The 19,297-nt window shown below is 65.2% G+C and carries 19 protein-coding genes; 3 read left to right on the top strand and 16 right to left on the bottom strand.

Going from position 1 to position 19,297, the window contains the following annotated elements:
* Positions 1–4 precede the first annotated feature (4 nt).
* From ACNEOT_RS14615 to ACNEOT_RS14605, 3 genes are read right to left on the bottom strand one after another with little or no spacing between them, the layout of a single operon-like run.
* Positions 5–643 (bottom strand): hypothetical protein, encoded by a 639-nt coding sequence (locus tag ACNEOT_RS14615; protein WP_415974713.1) that lies wholly within the window; start codon positions 641–643, stop codon positions 5–7.
* On the bottom strand, positions 633–1,904 hold the full coding sequence (gene hisS, locus ACNEOT_RS14610) for a histidine--tRNA ligase (RefSeq protein ID WP_415974712.1): 1,272 nt from the start codon (positions 1,902–1,904) through the stop codon (positions 633–635). The genes ACNEOT_RS14615 and hisS overlap by 11 nt, the downstream gene beginning before the upstream one ends.
* A 2-nt stretch (positions 1,905–1,906) precedes the next feature.
* Positions 1,907–2,599, bottom strand: a complete 693-nt coding sequence (locus ACNEOT_RS14605) for an MBL fold metallo-hydrolase (protein ID WP_415974711.1) — start codon at positions 2,597–2,599, stop codon at positions 1,907–1,909.
* 191 nt (positions 2,600–2,790) lie between these two features.
* Here ACNEOT_RS14605 and ACNEOT_RS14600 point away from each other — a divergent pair, with 191 nt between their 5' ends.
* Both ACNEOT_RS14600 and ACNEOT_RS14595 read left to right on the top strand, forming a co-directional pair.
* The gene (locus ACNEOT_RS14600; RefSeq protein ID WP_415974710.1) at positions 2,791–3,657 is read left to right on the top strand and encodes a peptidylprolyl isomerase; all 867 of its coding nucleotides are present in this window, start codon (positions 2,791–2,793) and stop codon (positions 3,655–3,657) included.
* Positions 3,654–4,451 carry a peptidylprolyl isomerase gene (locus tag ACNEOT_RS14595; RefSeq protein ID WP_415974709.1) on the top strand — a complete coding sequence of 266 codons (798 nt, stop codon included), beginning with the start codon at positions 3,654–3,656 and terminating at the stop codon, positions 4,449–4,451. The genes ACNEOT_RS14600 and ACNEOT_RS14595 overlap by 4 nt, the downstream gene beginning before the upstream one ends.
* Positions 4,452–4,517: 66 nt before the next feature.
* Here ACNEOT_RS14595 and ACNEOT_RS14590 read toward each other — a convergent pair whose 3' ends face one another.
* The 12 genes from ACNEOT_RS14590 to ACNEOT_RS14535 form a co-directional block, all read right to left on the bottom strand.
* Positions 4,518–6,959: a RelA/SpoT family protein gene (locus ACNEOT_RS14590; protein WP_415974708.1), complete on the bottom strand. Its 2,442-nt coding sequence runs from the start codon at positions 6,957–6,959 to the stop codon at positions 4,518–4,520.
* Between the two features lie 71 nt (positions 6,960–7,030).
* Positions 7,031–7,570, bottom strand: a complete 540-nt coding sequence (locus tag ACNEOT_RS14585; RefSeq protein ID WP_415974707.1) for an adenine phosphoribosyltransferase — start codon at positions 7,568–7,570, stop codon at positions 7,031–7,033.
* Positions 7,567–9,276 (bottom strand): ABC transporter substrate-binding protein, encoded by a 1,710-nt coding sequence (locus ACNEOT_RS14580; protein ID WP_415974706.1) that lies wholly within the window; start codon positions 9,274–9,276, stop codon positions 7,567–7,569. Before ACNEOT_RS14580 ends, ACNEOT_RS14585 begins: the two co-directional genes overlap by 4 nt.
* A 25-nt stretch (positions 9,277–9,301) precedes the next feature.
* Positions 9,302–10,483 (bottom strand): protein translocase subunit SecF, encoded by a 1,182-nt coding sequence (secF, locus tag ACNEOT_RS14575; RefSeq protein ID WP_415974705.1) that lies wholly within the window; start codon positions 10,481–10,483, stop codon positions 9,302–9,304.
* 1 nt (position 10,484) lies between these two features.
* Positions 10,485–12,272: a protein translocase subunit SecD gene (secD, locus tag ACNEOT_RS14570; protein ID WP_415974704.1), complete on the bottom strand. Its 1,788-nt coding sequence runs from the start codon at positions 12,270–12,272 to the stop codon at positions 10,485–10,487.
* Between the two features lie 179 nt (positions 12,273–12,451).
* Positions 12,452–12,859: a preprotein translocase subunit YajC gene (gene yajC / locus ACNEOT_RS14565; protein WP_415974703.1), complete on the bottom strand. Its 408-nt coding sequence runs from the start codon at positions 12,857–12,859 to the stop codon at positions 12,452–12,454.
* Between the two features lie 138 nt (positions 12,860–12,997).
* Positions 12,998–14,026 carry a Holliday junction branch migration DNA helicase RuvB gene (ruvB, locus tag ACNEOT_RS14560; RefSeq protein WP_415975186.1) on the bottom strand — a complete coding sequence of 343 codons (1,029 nt, stop codon included), beginning with the start codon at positions 14,024–14,026 and terminating at the stop codon, positions 12,998–13,000.
* Positions 14,027–14,080: 54 nt separating this feature from the next.
* Complete coding sequence (gene ruvA / locus ACNEOT_RS14555; RefSeq protein ID WP_415974702.1) at positions 14,081–14,686, bottom strand: Holliday junction branch migration protein RuvA; 606 nt, start codon at positions 14,684–14,686, stop codon at positions 14,081–14,083.
* Positions 14,683–15,300 carry a crossover junction endodeoxyribonuclease RuvC gene (ruvC, locus tag ACNEOT_RS14550; protein WP_415974701.1) on the bottom strand — a complete coding sequence of 206 codons (618 nt, stop codon included), beginning with the start codon at positions 15,298–15,300 and terminating at the stop codon, positions 14,683–14,685. Before ruvC ends, ruvA begins: the two co-directional genes overlap by 4 nt.
* Positions 15,301–15,406: 106 nt before the next feature.
* On the bottom strand, positions 15,407–16,165 hold the full coding sequence (locus ACNEOT_RS14545) for a YebC/PmpR family DNA-binding transcriptional regulator (RefSeq protein WP_415974700.1): 759 nt from the start codon (positions 16,163–16,165) through the stop codon (positions 15,407–15,409).
* Between the two features lie 87 nt (positions 16,166–16,252).
* Entirely contained in the window at positions 16,253–16,855 is a 603-nt protein-coding gene (gene pdxT / locus ACNEOT_RS14540; protein ID WP_415974699.1) for a pyridoxal 5'-phosphate synthase glutaminase subunit PdxT, read from the bottom strand.
* Positions 16,852–17,703 carry an acyl-CoA thioesterase gene (locus ACNEOT_RS14535; RefSeq protein ID WP_415974698.1) on the bottom strand — a complete coding sequence of 284 codons (852 nt, stop codon included), beginning with the start codon at positions 17,701–17,703 and terminating at the stop codon, positions 16,852–16,854. Before ACNEOT_RS14535 ends, pdxT begins: the two co-directional genes overlap by 4 nt.
* A gap of 37 nt (positions 17,704–17,740) precedes the next feature.
* Between ACNEOT_RS14535 and ACNEOT_RS14530 the strand changes: the two genes are divergently transcribed.
* Positions 17,741–18,391, top strand: a complete 651-nt coding sequence (locus tag ACNEOT_RS14530) for a hypothetical protein (RefSeq protein WP_415974697.1) — start codon at positions 17,741–17,743, stop codon at positions 18,389–18,391.
* Positions 18,392–18,401: 10 nt separating this feature from the next.
* On the opposite strand, the gene pdxS is transcribed toward ACNEOT_RS14530, so the two are convergent.
* Positions 18,402–19,277, bottom strand: a complete 876-nt coding sequence (pdxS, locus tag ACNEOT_RS14525; RefSeq protein ID WP_415975185.1) for a pyridoxal 5'-phosphate synthase lyase subunit PdxS — start codon at positions 19,275–19,277, stop codon at positions 18,402–18,404.
* Between the last annotated feature and the right edge of the window lie 20 nt (positions 19,278–19,297).

Raw genomic sequence — 19,297 nt, 5'->3', positions numbered from 1 at the left:
CTGCTCAATCGAGCAACCGAGCGACCTCGCGGTCGGTCAGTGTCGCCTGTGGGGTGCGACCCTTGCTGCGAACGAGTTCGATTGCGCGATAAAGCGGCCGCTCGTCGAGTCCGGCGTCGCGCGCCTCGGCGCGCAGCTGGTCCACCAGTACCGACGCGATCGCCGCGGCCGGCACCAATTCGGTGGTCCACAGCGAGTCGGCGAGGGTCCGCAGTGCCAGAATCGGCAGTTCTCGGCCCCCGCCCTTCGTGTAGAGCGCCAGCGGAACCACGATTCGAGTACGACCGTCGTACAGCCGCAACGAGATCTGGTCGATACCGGCCGTCCTGATCGTCATCTCTGCCGTCACCACCTCCGGCATCTTCAGCCGACGAGTGCGCAACCCTCGCGCACAGAGTTGCGGTCCGTCGAGCCACACCCGTCTGCGCAAACCCAGCCAGCCCGACAGTGCTGCCGGACCGCCGACAACGACCCCGACGAGCACTGCAACCCACAACGGTACGAACAACGCCAGCACGACGGCAACAACGATTCCGATCGCCGTCGACCCCACCATTATCTTGCGCAGTCTCGGTGCCAGGATTTCGACCGAGACCAGATCGAGGGCTACCGGTCCCGCAGCGGGCCGTGGGTCACCGTCCAAGGCGCACTCCGAGGGCGTCGACCACGTCGGCCAGAGCGACGGTGTCCTGCTCGCCGTTCGAGAGGTCCTTCACCAGAATCGATTCCGCTGCCAACTCCTCATCGCCGAGCACCAACGCATACCGGGCACCGGATCGGTCGGCGGCCTTCATCGATCCCTTCATGCCGCGATTTCCGTAGGCCATGTCGACCGCGATGCCTCGTTCGCGCAACTGGGCCGCGACGTCGACGATCGCCAGTTTGGCACCGGAACCCATCGGAACGCCGAACACCTCGCATCGCGATGTGGAACCCGCAGTCTTGCCTTCGGCCGCGAGGGCCAGAACGGTGCGATCGACGCCGAGACCGAATCCGATTCCGGACAGAGCCTGCCCGCCGAGCTGCTCCATCAGTCCGTCGTAGCGTCCGCCCCCGCCGATGCCCGATTGCGCCCCGAGCCCGTCGTGCACGAACTCGAACGTCGTCTTGGTGTAGTAGTCAAGCCCGCGCACCATTCGAGGGTTCACCAGGTACGGAACGTTCATCACGTCCAGGTATGCCAGCACCTCGTCGAAGTGCTCCTTTGCAGAATCGGACAGGTGGTCGAGCATCAACGGTGCGTCCGCGGTCATCGCGCGCACGTCGGGCCGCTTGTCGTCGAGCACTCGCAGCGGGTTGATCTCGGCGCGACGACGGGTGTCCTCGTCGAGCGGAAGCGCGAACAGGAACTGCTGCAACAACTCTCGGTACTGCGGACGGCAGGTGTCGTCGCCGAGCGAGGTGATCTCGAGCCGGAATCCGGTGAGCCCGAGGGCCCGGAAACCGGCATCGGCCACGGCGATGACCTCCGCGTCCAGCGCCGGGTCGTCGACGCCGATAGCTTCGACACCCACCTGCTGCAGCTGCCGGTACCGTCCGGCCTGCGGACGCTCGTAGCGGAAGAACGGACCGGCGTAGGCCAGCTTGACCGGCAGAGCGCCCCGGTCCAAGCCGTGCTCGATCACCGCGCGCATGACCCCGGCGGTGCCCTCGGGTCGCAGCGTCACCGATCGATCGCCGCGATCGGAGAAGGTGTACATCTCCTTGCTCACCACGTCGGTCGACTCCCCGACGCCGCGGGCGAACAGTCCGGTGTCCTCGAAGATCGGTAGCTCGATGTGGCCGTAGCCGGCGTTGCGGGCGGCACCGAGCAGCCCTTCACGCACGGCGACGAACTCGGCCGAGTCGGGAGGAAAATAGTCGGGAATGCCCTTGGGCGCAGAAAAGGTGGTCGGCTTGCTCACGCTCACAGCTTTCCTTGCTCGGGGCCCGTGAGTCCAACGAGGAACGGGTTGGACCCGCGCTCCTGGCCGATCGAACTCTGTCCGCCGTGCCCGGGGAGGACGACGGTGTCGTCGCTCAGCGGGAGCAGCCGGGTTGCGATGGACCTCAGCAATTGGTTGTGATCGCCGCCGGGCAGATCCGTTCGTCCGATGGAGCCGGCGAAGAGGGTATCGCCGGTCAGCGCCAGTGGAACCGAGCCGTCGGGCCCGTCGGCATGGGCGAGGAACACCACCGATCCCTGAGTGTGTCCGGGCGTGTGGACCACCGTGAATTCGATTCCGGCCAGTTCGAGTCGCTGCCCGTCGGTGAGCTCGATCACCTCGGCCGGTTCGTGGAACTCGAGGTCGCCCAGCACCGCAGCCAGCGTCGGACCGGTTCCCTTGATCGGATCGGCCAACATGTACCGATCCTCGGGTGCAATGTACGCCGGAATGCCGTACTTCGCGCAGATCGGCTCCACCGACCACGTGTGGTCGAGGTGGCCGTGCGTGAGCAGCACCGCGGTTGGGGTGAGCGAGGATTGCGTCAGAAAGTCGATCAACGGATCCGCGGCGTCCTGACCGGGATCGACGACGACACACTCGGACGCGTCGTCCTGGGCCAGGATGTAACAGTTCGTCTGAAACATGCCTGCGGGGAATCCGGTGACGAGCAAGGCGATCGCTCCTAAAGGCTGAGGCCGAAGTACCGAGCAAGCCTAGTGCTGCCTCTCCCGTCGGGTCCCCCCAGCATGCTCTCAGGCGAAGATGGCAAACTCGCGTTGGCCGATTTTCGGCCGGATACCACACGATCGGTCCGTGCAGCGAGCGGGCGAGGTCGATTGTCGACAAGCGGGAGGAACACGAATTGCCCAGCAACGAGCAACGGCGCGAGGCTGCCAAGAGAAAGCTCGAACGCCAACTCGTACGCCGTGCAGAGCGAGCGCGGCGTCGTAAGCAATTGACGATCGCAGGTTCCATTCTGGGCGTAGTTGCGGTCGTGGCCGTCGTCTCGGTCGTGTACGTGGTGACCCGCGGCGACGACGACGATGCGAGCACCGCCCAGGAATCGACGACGTCGGCACCCGCGGATTCGATCATCGCGGCCGGGCGCACCGAACCACTACCCGAAACGGTGAACTGCTCGTACCCCGCCGCGGCGCAACCTGCAGCCAAGCCCAATACTCCCCCGCGCACCGACAACGTCCCCACCAGCGACGAACCGGTGAGCTACAGCATGACCACGTCTGCGGGAAACATCGGCCTGACGCTGAACAATCCCGAGTCCCCCTGCACGGTCAACAGTTTCGTCTCACTCGCCAATCAGGGTTACTTCGACGGCACCACCTGTCATCGACTCACCACAGGTGCAGGCCTGCAGGTGCTGCAATGCGGCGATCCGACGGGCACCGGCTCCGGTGGGCCGGGCTACCAGTTCGCCGACGAATTCCCCACCGACACGTTCGCAGAGGGCGACCCGGCTGCGCAGACCCCGATCTCCTATCCTCGCGGAACGTTGGCCATGGCCAACGCAGGTCCGGGAACCAACGGCAGCCAGTTCTTCCTCGTCTACGGCGATTCGGAACTTCCGCCCGCCTACACCGCGTTCGGCACCATCGACGAGACCGGACTCGCCACCCTCGACGCGATAGCGGCCAAGGGGGCGCAGGGCGGCGCATCCGACGGAGCGCCCGCCGAACCGGTCGAGGTCACGTCCATGTTGAGCGACCTGTGAACCGTACTTCCGTTCTGACGATCACTGTCGCCGCCACCGCTCTGCTGCTGGCAGGCTGTTCCGGTTCTACCGAGCCTGCCGCCGCACCGACCACCACCACGCCGTCGTCGTCGACCTCGACTGCGGCGGCAACGACCACCCCGCGTCCGGCACTGGACCTGTCTCGTTTCGGTGCGTTGCCGCCGGTGCCCCAGCCGAGTACCGATACGGTTTCCTGCGCATATCCGAGCGGAACCCCCGCAGCCAAGAAGGTGTCTGCGCCTTCTGCGGACAACGTGGACGTGTACGGCACCGTGGATCTGACGTTGTCGACCGATCAGGGACCGATTGCCATCACTCTCGACCGGACCCAGGCCCCCTGCACGGTCAACAGTGTCGTCAGCCTCGCGCAGCAGGGATATTTCGACGGCTCCCCCTGCCACCGGTTGACGACGTCGCCGGGTCTCGAAGTACTGCAGTGCGGCGACCCCTCCGGAACCGGTAAGGGCGGACCGGGTTACAGCTTCGCCAACGAGTACCCCACCACGGCGTACACCGGCGATCCGGCGCAGGCCCAGAATCCGGTGGTCTACCCCCGCGGCACGCTCGCCATGGCCAACGCAGGCCCCGACACCAACGGGAGCCAGTTCTTTCTGGTGTACGCAGATTCGGTGTTGCCGCCTCAGTACACCGTGTTCGGCACGATCTCCGACACCGGTCTGGCCACCCTCGATGCCATCGCGGCAGGCGGCGTCACCGGTGGTGCCGAGGACGGTGCCCCCGCGAACCCGGTGATCGTGAAGTCCGCGACCTGAACTCGGATTCGAAAGACGAGAGGGTGAGCAGAGAATCTGCTCACCCTCTCGCCGTATTCGAACCGGTCAGGCTGCCGATGTCAGCCGATACACGTCGTAGACGCCCTCGACGTTGCGCACGACGTTCAGCACATGCCCGAGATGCTTCGGATCACCCATCTCGAATGTGAACTTGCTGATGGCAACCCGGTCCCCCGAGGTCGCGACGGATGCCGAGAGGATGTTGACCTTCTCGTCGGCCAACGCCTTGGTGACGTCGGACAGCAGCCGATGCCGGTCGAGCGCTTCGATCTGAATGGCGACCAGAAACACCGACGATGCCGACGGTGCCCACTGCACTTCGATGAACCGCTCGGACTGCTCTTCCAGCGAGCGGGCGTTGGTGCAATCGGTACGGTGCACGCTCACCGATCCACCGCGGGTGACGAATCCGAGAATCTCGTCGCCCGGCACCGGAGTACAGCACTTCGCGAGCTTCGCGACGACGCCCTCGGCACCGGTGACCAACACTCCGGCGTCACCGACCTGGCGGGGTCGCGTCGGGATGGTCGACGGGGTCGACCGCTCCGCGAGTTCTTCCTCCACGTCGCCGACGCCACCGAGATGGGCCACCAACCGCTGCACCACGTGGCGAGCGGACACATGATTCTCGCCGACCGCCGTGTAGAGCGCCGACACGTCGACGTACCGCAGCTCGTGCGCGATCGCCGACATGGACTCGGCGTTCATCAAGCGCTGCAACGGGAGTCCGCCTCGGCGAACCTCCTTGGCGATGCCGTCCTTACCGGCCTCGAGTGCTTCCTCGCGACGCTCCTTGGCGAACCACTGGCGGATCTTGGTCTTCGCTCGCGGCGAGGCAACGAACCCCTGCCAGTCCCGACTCGGGCCGGCGGTGGCAGCTTTGGAGGTGAACACCTCGACCACTTCACCGTTGTCGAGGGTGCGTTCGAGCGCGACGAGCCGACCGTTGACCCGCGCACCGATACAGCGGTGCCCCACCTCGGTGTGCACTGCATACGCGAAGTCCACCGGACACGATCCGGCAGGCAGCGTCACGACATCGCCCTTGGGAGTGAAGACGAAGATCTCCTTCACCGCGAGGTCATAGCGCAGCGATTCGAGGAACTCCCCCGGATCGGCGGCTTCTCGCTGCCAGTCCAGAAGCTGGCGCATCCACGCCATGTCGTCGACTTCGGCGTTGTCCTGTGAGTGCTTGCCCTTGGTTTCCTTGTATCGCCAGTGGGCAGCAATTCCGAACTCGGCCGTGCGGTGCATGTCGCGCGTGCGAATCTGCACCTCGAGGGGCTTGCCCTCGGGTCCGATCACGGTGGTGTGCAGCGATTGGTAGACGCCGTAGCGCGGCTGCGCGATGTAATCCTTGAACCGGCCGGCCATCGGCTGCCACAACGAGTGCACGACGCCCACCGCGGCGTAGCAATCGCGGATCTCGTCGCACAGAATGCGTACGCCGACGAGGTCGTGGATGTCGTCGAAGTCGCGACCCTTGACGATCATCTTCTGGTAGATCGACCAGTAATGCTTCGGACGGCCCTCCACCACCGCGCTGATGCGCGACGCGGCCAGTGTCGCATTGATCTCGGCGCGCACCTTCTCGAGGTAAGTGTCGCGGGACGGCGCACGATCGGCGACGAGACGCACGATTTCGTCGTACTTCTTGGGATGAAGAATGGCGAAGGCCAGGTCTTCCAGCTCCCACTTGACCGTGGCCATCCCAAGTCGATGAGCAAGCGGCGCAATGACTTCGAGCGTTTCCTTGGCCTTGCGCGCCTGCTTCTCCGGAGGCAGGAAGCGCATGGTGCGCATGTTGTGCAACCGGTCGGCCACCTTGATGACCAGTACCCGCGGATCTCGCGCCATGGCGATGATCATCTTGCGGATGGTCTCGCCCTCGGCTGCGGTTCCGAGCACCACCTTGTCGAGTTTGGTCACCCCGTCCACGAGATGCGCGACCTCGTCGCCGAATTCCTCGGTCAACTTGGCGAGCGAATACCCGGTGTCCTCGACCGTGTCGTGCAGCAGAGCGGCAACGAGCGTCGTCGTGTCCATGCCAAGCTCGGCCAAGATGCTCGCCACGGCCAGCGGATGCGTGATGTAGGGATCACCGGACTTGCGCATCTGAGAGGCGTGCAACTCGTCCGCGACGTCGTAGGCCCGCTGCAGCAGCGTGAGGTCGGCTTTGGGATAGAGCTCGCGGTGCAGGCTCACGAGCGGCTCGAGCACCGGTTTGACTGCCGCGCTGCGTCCTGCGGTGATGCGGCGAGCCAGACGCGCGCGCACACGTCGCGACGCCGACGTGGGGACGGGTGCCGAGTTTCGCGCACCGGACGGAGCCTGAGAATCGGTCGACGCCGGGTCTGCGGACACGGGTTCGTTGTTCGTGACGACTGCGGTCCGATCGGCGACTGCCGGCTGCTCGGCAACTGCGGGCTGCTCGACGGCGGCAGGCCCTTCCGGCAAGGGCTGATCGATGTAACGGGTCACTCTCATCACCTCCTGCCACACGTTCCACGGTGACCACGAACGCACCCGGTCAACGCACTACGAACAGACTTTAGTCCTCATACCCGAACCAGGCAGCCGAGCGGGTAGCCGCTGCACTTGTTCCGCCCACCCAGAGCCGCGATTTCGAGAACGACGGCGGCACCGGCGATCACCGCACCCTGATCGGCCAACAACCGAGCCGTGGCATCGACCGTGCCGCCGGTTGCCAGCACGTCGTCGACCACCAACACTCGACGGCCGGCCACATCGATAGCCGTCGGGATCTGCAGCTCGGCCGTCCCGTACTCGAGGTCGTACGACCGTGAATGCACCGGTGGCGGCAGCTTTCCGGCCTTACGCACCGCGAGCACACCGCACCCGAGCTCGAGTGCCACGCCTGCTCCCAGCAGGAATCCTCGGGCATCGATTCCCGCCACCAGATCGACGTTCTCGAAACCCTCCGCCAATTCCGACACGACACTACGAAGCGCCGCCCCGTCGGCGAACACCGGGGTCAGATCGCCGAAACGGACACCGGGGACGGGGAAATTCTCGACCCACCGCGTCAGCCGCGTCACGGCAGCGGCCGCACCTTCGCGATCACCTGCGTCGTTCATCGAAGAAGCACCCACCGATCCATGTTCCATCCGGCACCTGCGGCCGTCGGGTTGGGCACCACGTCCTGCATGCCGTCACTGACGACGGTGGTACGCGGCTCGTTGTACAGGGGAAGCGACGGCATGTCGTTCCACAGGATGTTCTCGCCCTCGGTGGCCAGCGCCAGTATTCGCTCGGGGTCGTCCGTCACCGCCAGTTGATCGATGATGGAGTCGATTCTGCCGTTGCTGTATCCGCCGACGTTCAGACCGATTCCCGTCCGCAACGAATACCGTGCGGTGACCCCAGCGGCCGAACCCGACGGTCCGGGAAGTGACCCACTGCTGCCGAGGACGGCATCGACAGCTCCGGCACGCAGAGCGGACGGAGTGAAGTCCGGTGAGCTCGCGTCCTGGACGGTGATGCCTGCGGCTGCGCAGTCGGTGGCCATGCGGCTCACCTCCTGGGCGCGACGCGCATCCGGTCCGCGGTAGCCGACACGAACGGTCAGGGCGTTCTCGCCCGCGGCGGCCAGTTCCCTGCCCGCCTGATCGAGGTCCGAGCGCTGGTACCGATCGCCGACGACCGTGGCGACCGACGGATACTCCAGTGTGTCGGGTCGGATCAGTCGTGAGTCGACGACGCCCGAGCCGAGACCCGCCGAGGCCGCCTCGACACCGGGGTGACCCAGTGTGTCGAACAGATCCGATCTGGGGATGCACGCCGCCACTGCGCGTCGGGCACTCGCGTCGGCCAGCACGCCCTGTGTAGCGAAGGTCAACTGCTCGACGCCTCGCGACGGCTCCTCGGTGGTCGTGAATCCCTCGATGGTGCCGAGGTCGACGGCACCGGCACCGGCACCGTGGTCGATCACGTCGAGTGAGCCATCCGCCGACTTCGCCGCCAGGTCGGTGCCCTTGGGCCAGACGACGACCTGCTCGGTCTGGGGTGGGACTCCCCACCAGGCGTCGTTCGAGACGAGAACGAGACCGTCCTCGGCCGTGTAGGACTCGATGCGGTACGGGCCCGCCGACGGCAGCAGTGACAGATCGATCGAGCCCGGTGTCAGAGTCCATCCGGTGTTCCAGAACTCGGCAATTCGACTCACGACGTCGTCGTCCTCGGCCAGGATGGGGTCGACGACATTCGGTACACCCGCAGCCCGCGCCGCCACGTGAGCCGGCAGTAGATCGGTGGCGCCGAACAGTGCGCGCCAGTTCTGGTAGCTGCGGCCCGGGGCGTAGACAACCGTTGCTTCCTTCGATCCCGGAACGCAGTCGATGCGTTGGATGTCGGAATACCCGGCCGTCGACGCCGCGTCGAACATGGGGCGGTCGGTGGCGAATCTGCCACTGTTCGCCGCCCAGGCCAGCACCAGATCGTCACAGGCCATGGGCGCACCGTCGGAGTAGGTTGCCGCCGGAGCGATGGAGTACTGGACGGTCAAGACATCACCGGGAACCACCGACACGGTTCCGATGTCGTTGTCCGACAACGCATCTCCCTCGGGCCCGAGGTAGCTGAAGCCCACCTGGACCCGAGTGAATGCCTGCCGGGCTCCGGATGCTGCACCGTCGACGGTTCTCGCGTTGTAGGTGTTCACCACGTTGTCGAACGAGTATCCGATCGAGGGCACCTTGTCCTCGGGCGACGAACACGCGGTGATGGACACCGCGGCGAGACCCGCCACCGCCAGTGCCGCGATCGACCTGCGTTTCACGTGCACTCTCCGTCCCTGTCGAGTGTGGTTCCTACCGACGCTTCTTGTTCCGCTTCCCGGTGGGGCGGTTGCCCGGCTGGGGAGCCGACGCCTTGGGGGCCGCGACGCCGACCGCCACCGGCTCGGGAGCGATACCGGCTGCGCGGGCCGCCGCATCGGCCCGCTTGGAGTGGACCTTGCGTGTGTGTACGGCGACGGGGCCCCACTTCTCCTTGAGGGTCACCAGCAGCGGGGTAGCGAAGAAGATGGACGAGTATGCACCGACGATCATGCCGACGAGCTGCACCAGCGCCAGGTCCTTGAGAGTGCCGACACCGAGCAGCCAGACCGCGATGATCATGAGCGCGAGCACAGGGAGCACGCCGATCACGGTCGTGTTGATCGAGCGCATCAGAGTCTGGTTGACGGCGAGGTTCGCCTGCTCTGCGTATGTCTTTCGGTGCAGGTTGAGGATGCCACGAGTGTTCTCCTCGACCTTGTCGAACACCACCACGGAGTCGTACAGCGAGAAGCCGAGGATCGTCAGCAGGCCGATGACCGTCGCCGGAGTCACCTCGAATCCGACGAGTGAGTACACCCCTGCGGTGACGATGAGGTCGAAAGCCAGAGCCGCCAGCGCAGCAAAGGCCATGTCACGCTCGTACCGAATGGCGATGTAGATGCTGACGATGACCAAGAAGACCGCGAGTGCGATCAGCGCCTTCTGGGTGATCTGGCTCCCCCAGGTCTCACTGACGTCGGACACACTGATGGCATTGGGGGTTGCGGTACCGGAGTTGTCCTGCGGCGAGAATGCCTCGAACAACGCCTGACGCAGGCTGTCGACCTCTCCGGCGTCGAGCGCCTCGGAGCGAATCTGCACCGTTGCTGCCGCACCGGACCCGACCGTCTGCACCGACACCGGCGGCATGCCGAGCGAATCGTTGTAGACGGTTTCGACCTGCTCGGTCGAGATGTTGTCGGCAGCGGGCAGAGAGATGCGGGTTCCGCCCTCGAAGTCGATGCCGAGGGTGAAACCGCGAACGAGGAAGCTGAGCAGGCACACCAGCACGATGACGCCGGTCAGAATGTAGTAGAACCGGCGACGGCCGACGATGTCGAAGGCACCGGTACCGGTGTACAGCCGCGAGAGCCAAGTGTGCTTGGGCTGGGCGGATTGGTCGACACTCGAATCGTCGAGGGGCGATGGGGTGGACGTGGTCGTGTCCGACATGTCATGCCTCCTTCGACGGCGCAGTGCCGGTCTTGACGGCGAGCGCCTTGTTGGCCGCGCGTTTGCGTTCGAGCGCGATCTGCTGAACGGCACCGAGTCCGTTGACGGACGGCTTGGACCAGAATTTCGACTTGGACGCGAGGTACACCAGCGGCCATGTCACGAGGACCACGACGATGATGTCGAGGATGGTCGTCAAGCCGAGGGTGAAGGCGAAGCCGCGGACCTGACCCACGGCCAGCAGGTACAGCACCGCCGCCGCGATGAAGCTGACCGCGTTACCCGACAGGATCGTCTTGCGTGCGCGAGCCCAACCGCGCGGAACGGCCGAACGGAAGCTGCGTCCTTCCCGGATCTCGTCCTTGATGCGCTCGAAGAACACCACGAACGAGTCCGCGGTCATGCCGATACCGATGATGAGTCCGGCGATGCCTGCGAGGTCGAGCGTGAAGCTGATCCACCTGCCCAACAGAACGATGATTCCGTAGACGACGAGACCGGCCAGCACCAGAGACAGGGCCGTGAGCAGGCCGAGGGCACGGTAGTAGAGCAGGCAGTACACCAGCACGAGCGCCAAGCCGATGGCACCGGCGATCAGACCTGCCTCGAGCGAGGCCAATCCCAGTGTGGCCGAGACCGTTTCGGCTTCGGAGGACGCGAAGGAGAGCGGCAGCGAGCCGTACTTGAGGGTGTTGGCGAGCTCGGTAGCGCTCTGGGAATTGAAGTTGCCGGTGATCGAGGTAGCGCTACCGGCCGGGGTGGCACCCTGGATGACCGGTGCGCTGATGACCTTCGAGTCGAGCACGAACGCAGCCTGCTTCTGCAGGTTGGCCGCAGTGAACTGAGCCCAGGTGTTCGATCCGTCCGAGTCGAACGTCAGGCTCACCTGGAACTGGGCCTGCTGACTGTCGAAACCGGACGTCGCGTCGGATATCTGCTGCCCGTCGATGATCGTCGGGCCGAGCAGGTAGACCGCCGTCCCGTCGGTCGAGCATGCGACGAGAGGGAGCGCTGGATCATCGTTGCCCGCCAGCGGATCGGCGGCATTGCAGTCGAGGGACTGCATGGCCAGCTGCTGGATCTGCTGGTCCTCGCTCTGTCGGAGTGCCTTGGCGTCGGCGATCTCCTGCGCTGCGCGATCGGCGTCGGACAGCGACGCATCGGCAGCGGGATCGTCGGTCGCGGGCGCATCCGTGGACGGGGCATCGGGTGCGGGTGTCGGATCGACCGCCGACGGATCCTGCGCCGGGAAAACGCGACCTTGCGGTGCGGGCGGCGCGGCCGGTGCTGCGGGATCTGGAGTCGCGGCCGGTGCTGCAGGGGCAGCCGGATCGACCGGCGCAGCTGGATCGACAGGCGCAGCTGGATCGACCGGTGTTTGCTGGGACCCTGCACCCTGGCCTGCCGTGGGGGCAACCGATCCCACCACCGGGCGGATGAACAGCCGTGCGGTCTGGCCGAGTGTGCGCGCCTGAGAACTGTCGTCACCGGGCACCGTGATGACCAGGTTGTCACCGTCGATGACCACCTCGGAGTTAGAGACACCGAGACCGTTGACGCGAGTCTCGATGATCTGCTGCGCCTGCTTCAGGCTGTCCTGCGTCGGCGCATTGCCGTCGGGGGTCCGCGCGGTGAGTGTCACACGCGTGCCGCCCTGCAGGTCGATTCCCAACTTCGGCGAGGGGTCTTTGTCTCCGGTGAAGAAGACCAGGGCATACACCGCTGCCATCAGCACCGCGAAAACGGCGAGATAGCGGGCGGGTTGCACCGATCCGCTGGAAGGTGCCACGGTGTGTGATTCTCCTCTGGGCGGTGGAAAGTATCGGGTTTGTTCCAAGGCCTGACGGCCCAATGTGTCAGCGATGAGCGTGTCCGCGGTGAGCGGTGCGATTGTGCACCACATCGGTCACCGCAGACGAAACCGCTGCCGGATTCGAGTCTCCGACAGCGGTTCGGATCAACGCCTGGTCACTCTTTTTCGAGCCTCTTCGACGTCTGCTCGACGGTCTCGTCCGGCCGGCTCGCATCTGCCTTGTTCAACGACGGTCCGGTGATGTCGCTCGAACCGAGGGCCGCGATGTCCGAGTGGGTGGTATCGGATTCGGTGTTGTCGAAATCGGAATCGTCGGGCAGCACCTCTCGGACCACGGCACGCGACCAGGTGGTGATGATGCCGTCGGCGATTTCGAGGTCGATGGTGTCGTCTTCGACCAGAACCACGCGGGCGTACAGGCCGGCCGTGGTGACGACCTCGTCGCCGACCTTCAGCGAGTCCTGCATCTCCGTGGTCTTGGCCAGCACCTTCTTCTGTCGACGCGCATTGAGAAACAGCGGTACCAGAAGGGCAACGATCAGCAGCGGAAACAGCAAATCCATCGGAAGGTCAGTCCTCGAAGTTCGGTTCGATAATCATCATTGTCTCGTGCGAAAACGTCGCTGATGCGGGCCTCGCAGCTACCCAGTGTGCCATCACCGGCAAGCGGTGCGGTCCGCTCGTGTCGTGTTGTGCCCGTTTCAGTCGAATAAGCCCTGCGCAGCCTCCGAGGATCGGACCGAAATTCCCCCGACCGCAAGATCGGGGGGCGGCGTCAGGCCGAGGTGTTGCCATGCGGCTGCAGTTGCCACCCGTCCACGTGGAGTTCGGGCGATCATTCCGGCCCGTACCAGGAACGGCTCGCACACTTCCTCCACTGTCGACGGCTCTTCGCCGACGGCGACGGCCAGCGTCGATACCCCCACCGGTCCCCCGCCGAAGCTTCGGATGAGCGCGCTGAGCACCGCGCGGTCGAGTCGATCGAGCCCGAGTTTGTCGACGTCGTAGACCACCAGGGCCGCCTTGGCAGTGTCCTGGGTGACGGTGCCGTCGCCCCGCACGTCCGCGTAGTCGCGGACTCGGCGGAGCAATCGGTTCGCAATTCGGGGGGTGCCGCGCGAGCGCCCGGCGATCTCGGCGCAACCGTCCCGGTCGATCGGCACGCCCAGGATCCCCGCCGATCGCATCAGGATGCGCTCGAGTTCGCTGGGTTCGTAGAAGTCCATGTGCGCCACGAATCCGAAACGGTCTCGCAGTGGTCCGGTGAGTGCACCGGATCTGGTGGTGGCCCCGACGAGCGTGAACGGTGCGACCTCGAGCGGAATCGACGTTGCTCCGGGTCCTTTGCCGACGATGACGTCGACGCGAAAATCCTCCATCGCCAGGTACAGCATCTCCTCCGCCGGACGGGCGATCCGGTGGATTTCGTCGATGAACAGCACGTCGCCTTCGACCAGGTTGCTGAGCATCGCCGCGAGGTCACCGGCCCGCTCGAGCGCAGGCCCGGATGTGAGCCGCAGCGAGGTACCGAGCTCTGCCGCGATGATCATCGCCATACTGGTCTTGCCGAGTCCCGGCGGACCGGACATCAAGATGTGATCGGGCGTTCCGCCGCGCATCTTGGCCCCCGACAACACGAGCTGGAGCTGCTCCCGCACTCGGGGTTGACCGATGAAATCGGTGAGATTCTTCGGACGCAGGCTCGTCTCGACATCCAGATCGTCGGACATGGCGTCCGCACCGACCTGGGATTCGCCGAACTGGTCGTCCTCGGTCACGTGGGTCTACCTGGACTTTCCGAGGTAGGCCAGTGCCGACCTCAACGCGATCGATGTCGTGGCCTCGGGCTGCTGCGCGAGTACGGCGTCGGTGGCCTCCTCGGCCTGCTTCACCGGGAAACCGAGACCGATCAACGCCTCGACGATCTGATCTCGCATCGAATTGCCGGCACCCGATCCCGGCACGACCGAGCTTCCAGCGCGCCCGATCACCGCGTCGACCTTGTCGCGGAGCTCGACGACCATTCTCTCCGCGCCACGTTTGCCGATACCCGGAACCCTGGTCAAGGCCCCGATATCGCTGTCCGCCAACGCTGTTCGCAGTGAGTCGGGCTCGTGTACGGCGAGCGTGGCCATGGCGATGCGCGGCCCGACTCCGGACACGGTGAGAAGCAACTCGAACAACTCACGCGACTCCTTGTCGGGAAACCCGTACAGAGTCTGCGAGTCCTCGCGGACGATCATGGTCGTCAGGAGCGTGGCCTCGCTTCCCCGGTGCAGCGTGGCCAACGTTGCCGGAGTGGCGTTGACGCGATATCCGACGCCCGCCGCCTCCAGCACTGCATGGTCGAGCGCGATGTCGACCACCGAGCCCCTGATGGATGCGATCATCGTGCGCCCGCCTCCTTCTTGGCCATTTTCTCGATTCTGCGTGCGACGACGGCGCGAGCCTTGCGCTCCTCGGCCAGACGCGCATCGTATTTGCGCTTCTGTTCTGCGGCCATGGCTTCGGCCTTGGCCATCCGGGCGATCATGGGAGCCCGCCAGCAATGACAGATACCGAGCGCCAGTGCGTCGGCCGCGTCGGCGGGAGTCGGCGCGGTCTGCAGGCCGAGAATGCGCATCACCATGGCGGTGACCTGTGCTTTGTCGGCCGAGCCGTTACCCGTGACGGCCGCCTTCACCTCACTGGGAGTGTGGAAGCAGACATCGACGCCGCGCCTGGCTGCCGCGAGGGCAATGACGCCGCCGGCCTGCGCGGTGCCCATGGCCGTCCGCACGTTGTGTTGTGCGAAGACACGCTCGATGGCCACCACCGAGGGCTTGTGGGTATCGAGCCAGTACTCCGCCGCCTCGGAGATCCGCAACAGACGCTGCGCCAGATCCATGTCTGCAGGCGTGCGCACCACATCCACGTCGAGTGCGACCACCGTTCGGCCCGCTCCGCCCTCGATCAAACTGAGCCCACACCTGGTAAGACCGGGGTCGACACCCATCACCCGCACGCCACCACACCTTCCGCTTACGAACTGTTGTTCGATAGCGTAGCGGAGCCCGCCGTCGGATCAGGGATACGACACCCGGCCTGTTGCCCGAACGGAACGCAGCAGGTCAGTCTTCTTCGTCGAGCTCTGCCATGACCTCGTCGGACAGCTCGACGTTGGACCAGACGTTCTGGACATCATCGCTGTCTTCGAGTGCGTCGATGAGCTTGAACACCTTGCGCGCACCATCCGCGTCGACGGGAACGCTGACCGATGCCTGGAAGCTCGCCTCGGCCGAGTCGTAGTCGATTCCGGCCTCCTGCAGCGCAGTGCGTACGGCGATCAGATCGGTCGGCTCACTGACGATCTCGAACGTGTCACCGTTGTCGTTGATTTCCTCGGCTCCCGCTTCGAGGACTGCCGTCAGGACGTCGTCCTCGCTCTGGCCGTTCTTCTCCAGGGTCACCACGCCCTTGCGCGAGAACAGGTACGACACCGAACCCGGGTCCGCCATGTTGCCGCCGTTGCGGGTCATCGCCACCCGAACCTCACCGGCGGCGCGATTGCGGTTGTCGGTGAGGCACTCGATCAGTATGGCGACGCCGTTGGGGCCGTAGCCCTCGTACATGATGGTCTGCCAATCGGCCCCACCGGTTTCTTCACCGGCTCCGCGCTTGCGCGCCCGCTCGATGTTGTCGATGGGCACCGAAGTCTTCTTCGCCTTCTGGATGGCGTCGAAGAGCGTCGGGTTGCCTACGGGGTCACCACCACCCGTGCGGGCCGCCACCTCGATGTTCTTGATGAGCTTGGCGAAAGACTTGCCGCGTCGGGCGTCGATCACCGCCTTCTTGTGCTTGGTGGTGGCCCATTTTGAGTGGCCGCTCATGCGATAGAGCCCCTTCCTGGTCGAAATCGGTCTTGCCGACTTTACTCGCCTGCTACGACCCTCGGGACCGACCGGCACCCAGGCGTACTAACTGCGGCGCACCATGTCGACGAACAGTCGATGCACTCGGTCGTCCCCGGTGACCTCGGGGTGAAAGCTCGTCGCCAAGACGGAGTTCTGGCGAACGGCCACCACTCGTCCGGCTGCCGGTCCGTGCGGAACAGTGGCGAGCACCTCGACGTGCTCCCCCACCCGTTCGACCCACGGCGCACGGATGAACACCGCTCGTACCGGGCCGCCGTCGATGTCGGTGACGTCGAGATCGGTCTCGAACGAATCGACCTGACGACCGAATGCGTTGCGCCGCACCGTGATGTCGAGGGAATCGAGATGCCGGGCGTCGGGCCTGGTGTCGAGAATCTCGGACGCCAACAGGATCATTCCCGCGCACGAACCGTAGGCGGGCAGTCCCTCGGCCAATCGAGCACGCAGCGGGTCGAGGAGGTCGAATACGCCGAGCAAGTTGCTCATGGTCGTCGATTCCCCACCGGGAATGATCAGCCCGCCGATCTGCGCCAGCTCGGCGGGGCGCCGCACGGTGACACCGTGCGCACCGCTCGACTCGAGCGCGGCCAGATGTTCGCGAACGTCGCCCTGCAGGGCCAGAACTCCGATGGTCGGAGCGGTCACTTGAGGCCGAAGGGATCGACGTGGGGCGCGTTGGCATCCCGTTCGTAGCGCATCAGCCCTTCTTGCACCACGGCGGCAACCATCCGTCCGGATGTGTCGAAAATGCGCCCTTGAGCCAGTGCCCGCCCGAAATCGGCGGACGGTGACGTCTGGTCGTAGAGCAACCATTCGTCGGCCCGGAACGGCCGCAGGAACCACAGTGCGTGATCGAGGGAGGCCGTCTGCGTGACGGCGTCCGGGTGCGGAACCTTGGCGGATCCGATCAGCGTCATGTCGCTCATGTAGGCGAGCGCGCAGACATGGAAGACCTGATCGTCGGGCAGCCTGTCTCGGTAGCGAAACCAGACACGTTGCTGTGCAGCAAAACTCGGATGTTTGACCGTCTGGTCGTCAGGAATGAGACGAATGTCCCACTCCGACCACTCCTTGTAGTACGAGTGGTCGTACTCGGCGAGGGTGGTGGGATCGGGCAGGCTTTCCGGACCGACGACCTCGGGCATGAGGTCCTGATGCGAAATGCCGTCGTCGTCACCGTGGAACGACGCGGACATCGTGAAAATTGCCTTGCCGTTCTGGATTCCGGTGACTCGACGCGTGCAGAACGATCGCCCGTCGCGAATTCGATCGACCATGAACACGGCCGGCTCGTTGGGATTGCCCGGTCGCAGGAAGTAGCCGTGCAGCGAATGGACGCGGAACTCGGGGGCAACCGTGCGTACCGCCGCGACGAGCGCCTGGCCCGCCACCTGACCGCCGAACGTACGGGGTAGCCGACTCGGGAACGTCCGTCCCCGATAGATGTCGTTCTCGATCCGTTCCAATTCGAGAATGTCCTCGATGCTGGCCATGGCTGGTGCCCACCTTTCTCCGGGGGCAAGGCTAACAATGGATCGACCAGGCAAGATGGTCGGTGTGGGTCAACCGGTGCCGATATTTCCCGAGCTTCTGATGGGGTCCATCGTCGATTCGTGCCCCGCAGGTGATCGATCGATCGTCCTGGTCGACGGCGCTGATGCCGCGCGTCCGGTCGAATTCGCCACGCGCACAGCCGAACACGCTCGCTCGCGCGGCCGTGCCGCGGCCGTGGTCGACCTGCACGACTACGTTCGGCCGGCGTCCATCCGCTTCGAGTACTCGCGTACCGACGAATTGAGTTATCGCACACTGTGGTTCGACTACGAAGCCCTCGTCCGTGAGGTTGTCGCCCCGTTGCGAGACGGTGGTAGCGGTCACTTTCTGCCGCGACTGTGGAATGAGTCCACCGACCGCTCGGCCCGCGCCCGCAGCGTGGAAGCCGCGCCGGATCAGATCGTTCTCATCGCCGGACCGATGTTGCTCGGACGAGGCTTGAAGGTCGATCTGTCGGTGCATCTACGGCTATCGGAGAAGGCCCTGCGGCGCAGAACCGATCCAGCCGACCTGTGGACGTGCCCGCCGCTGCTCGAGTACTACGACAGCCTCGCGAACTCGGCCGAGCGGCCGGATTTCCTTGTCCGATGGGACCACCCGGACCGCCCGGCACTCGAACGTCGCTAGCGGACGGCGGTCACCAGCCGCGCTCGGCGAGGCGGTGTCCGACGGGAAGGTCGTCGACGTTGATGCCGACCATCGCTTCACCGAGGCCACGGGAAACCTTGGCGAGAACGTCCGGGTCGTCGAAGAACGTGGTGGCCTTGACGATTGCCTCGGCACGCTCCTTGGGGTTGCCGGACTTGAAGATTCCCGATCCGACGAACACGCCCTCGGCACCGAGCTGCATCATCATCGCTGCATCGGCTGGAGTCGCGATTCCACCGGCAGTGAAGAGCGTGACCGGCAGCTTGCCTGCGCGGGCGATCTCGACTACGAGGTCGTACGGAGCCTGCAGTTCCTTCGCCGCGACGTACAACTCGTCCTCGGGAAGCGAGGTGAGTCGACGGATCTCGTCACGAATCTTGCGCATGTGCGTCGTCGCGTTCGAGACGTCGCCGGTACCGGCCTCACCCTTGGAGCGAATCATGGCCGCGCCCTCGGTGATTCGACGCAGGGCCTCGCCCAGGTTGGTGGCACCGCAGACGAAGGGAACGGTGAAGTTCCACTTGTCGATGTGGTTGGCGTAGTCGGCCGGGGTGAGTACCTCCGACTCGTCGATGTAGTCGACGCCGAGGCTCTGCAGAATCTGCGCCTCCACGAAGTGTCCGATGCGGGCCTTCGCCATCACCGGGATGCTCACCGAGGAAATGATGCTGTCGATCATGTCCGGATCGCTCATTCGCGACACCCCACCCTGGGCGCGGATGTCGGCGGGAACACGCTCGAGTGCCATGACGGCCACTGCTCCGGCGTCTTCGGCGATCTTCGCCTGATCGGCGGTGACCACGTCCATGATGACGCCACCCTTGAGCATCTCGGCCATCCCCCGCTTGACGCGTGCGGTGCCGATTCCGTTCTCGCTCGACCCAC

Source organism: Rhodococcus sp. 077-4 (genome assembly GCF_047782425.1).
Lineage (GTDB): Bacteria > Actinomycetota > Actinomycetes > Mycobacteriales > Mycobacteriaceae > Rhodococcoides.
This window is presented reverse-complemented; position numbering and strand designations above follow the sequence as displayed.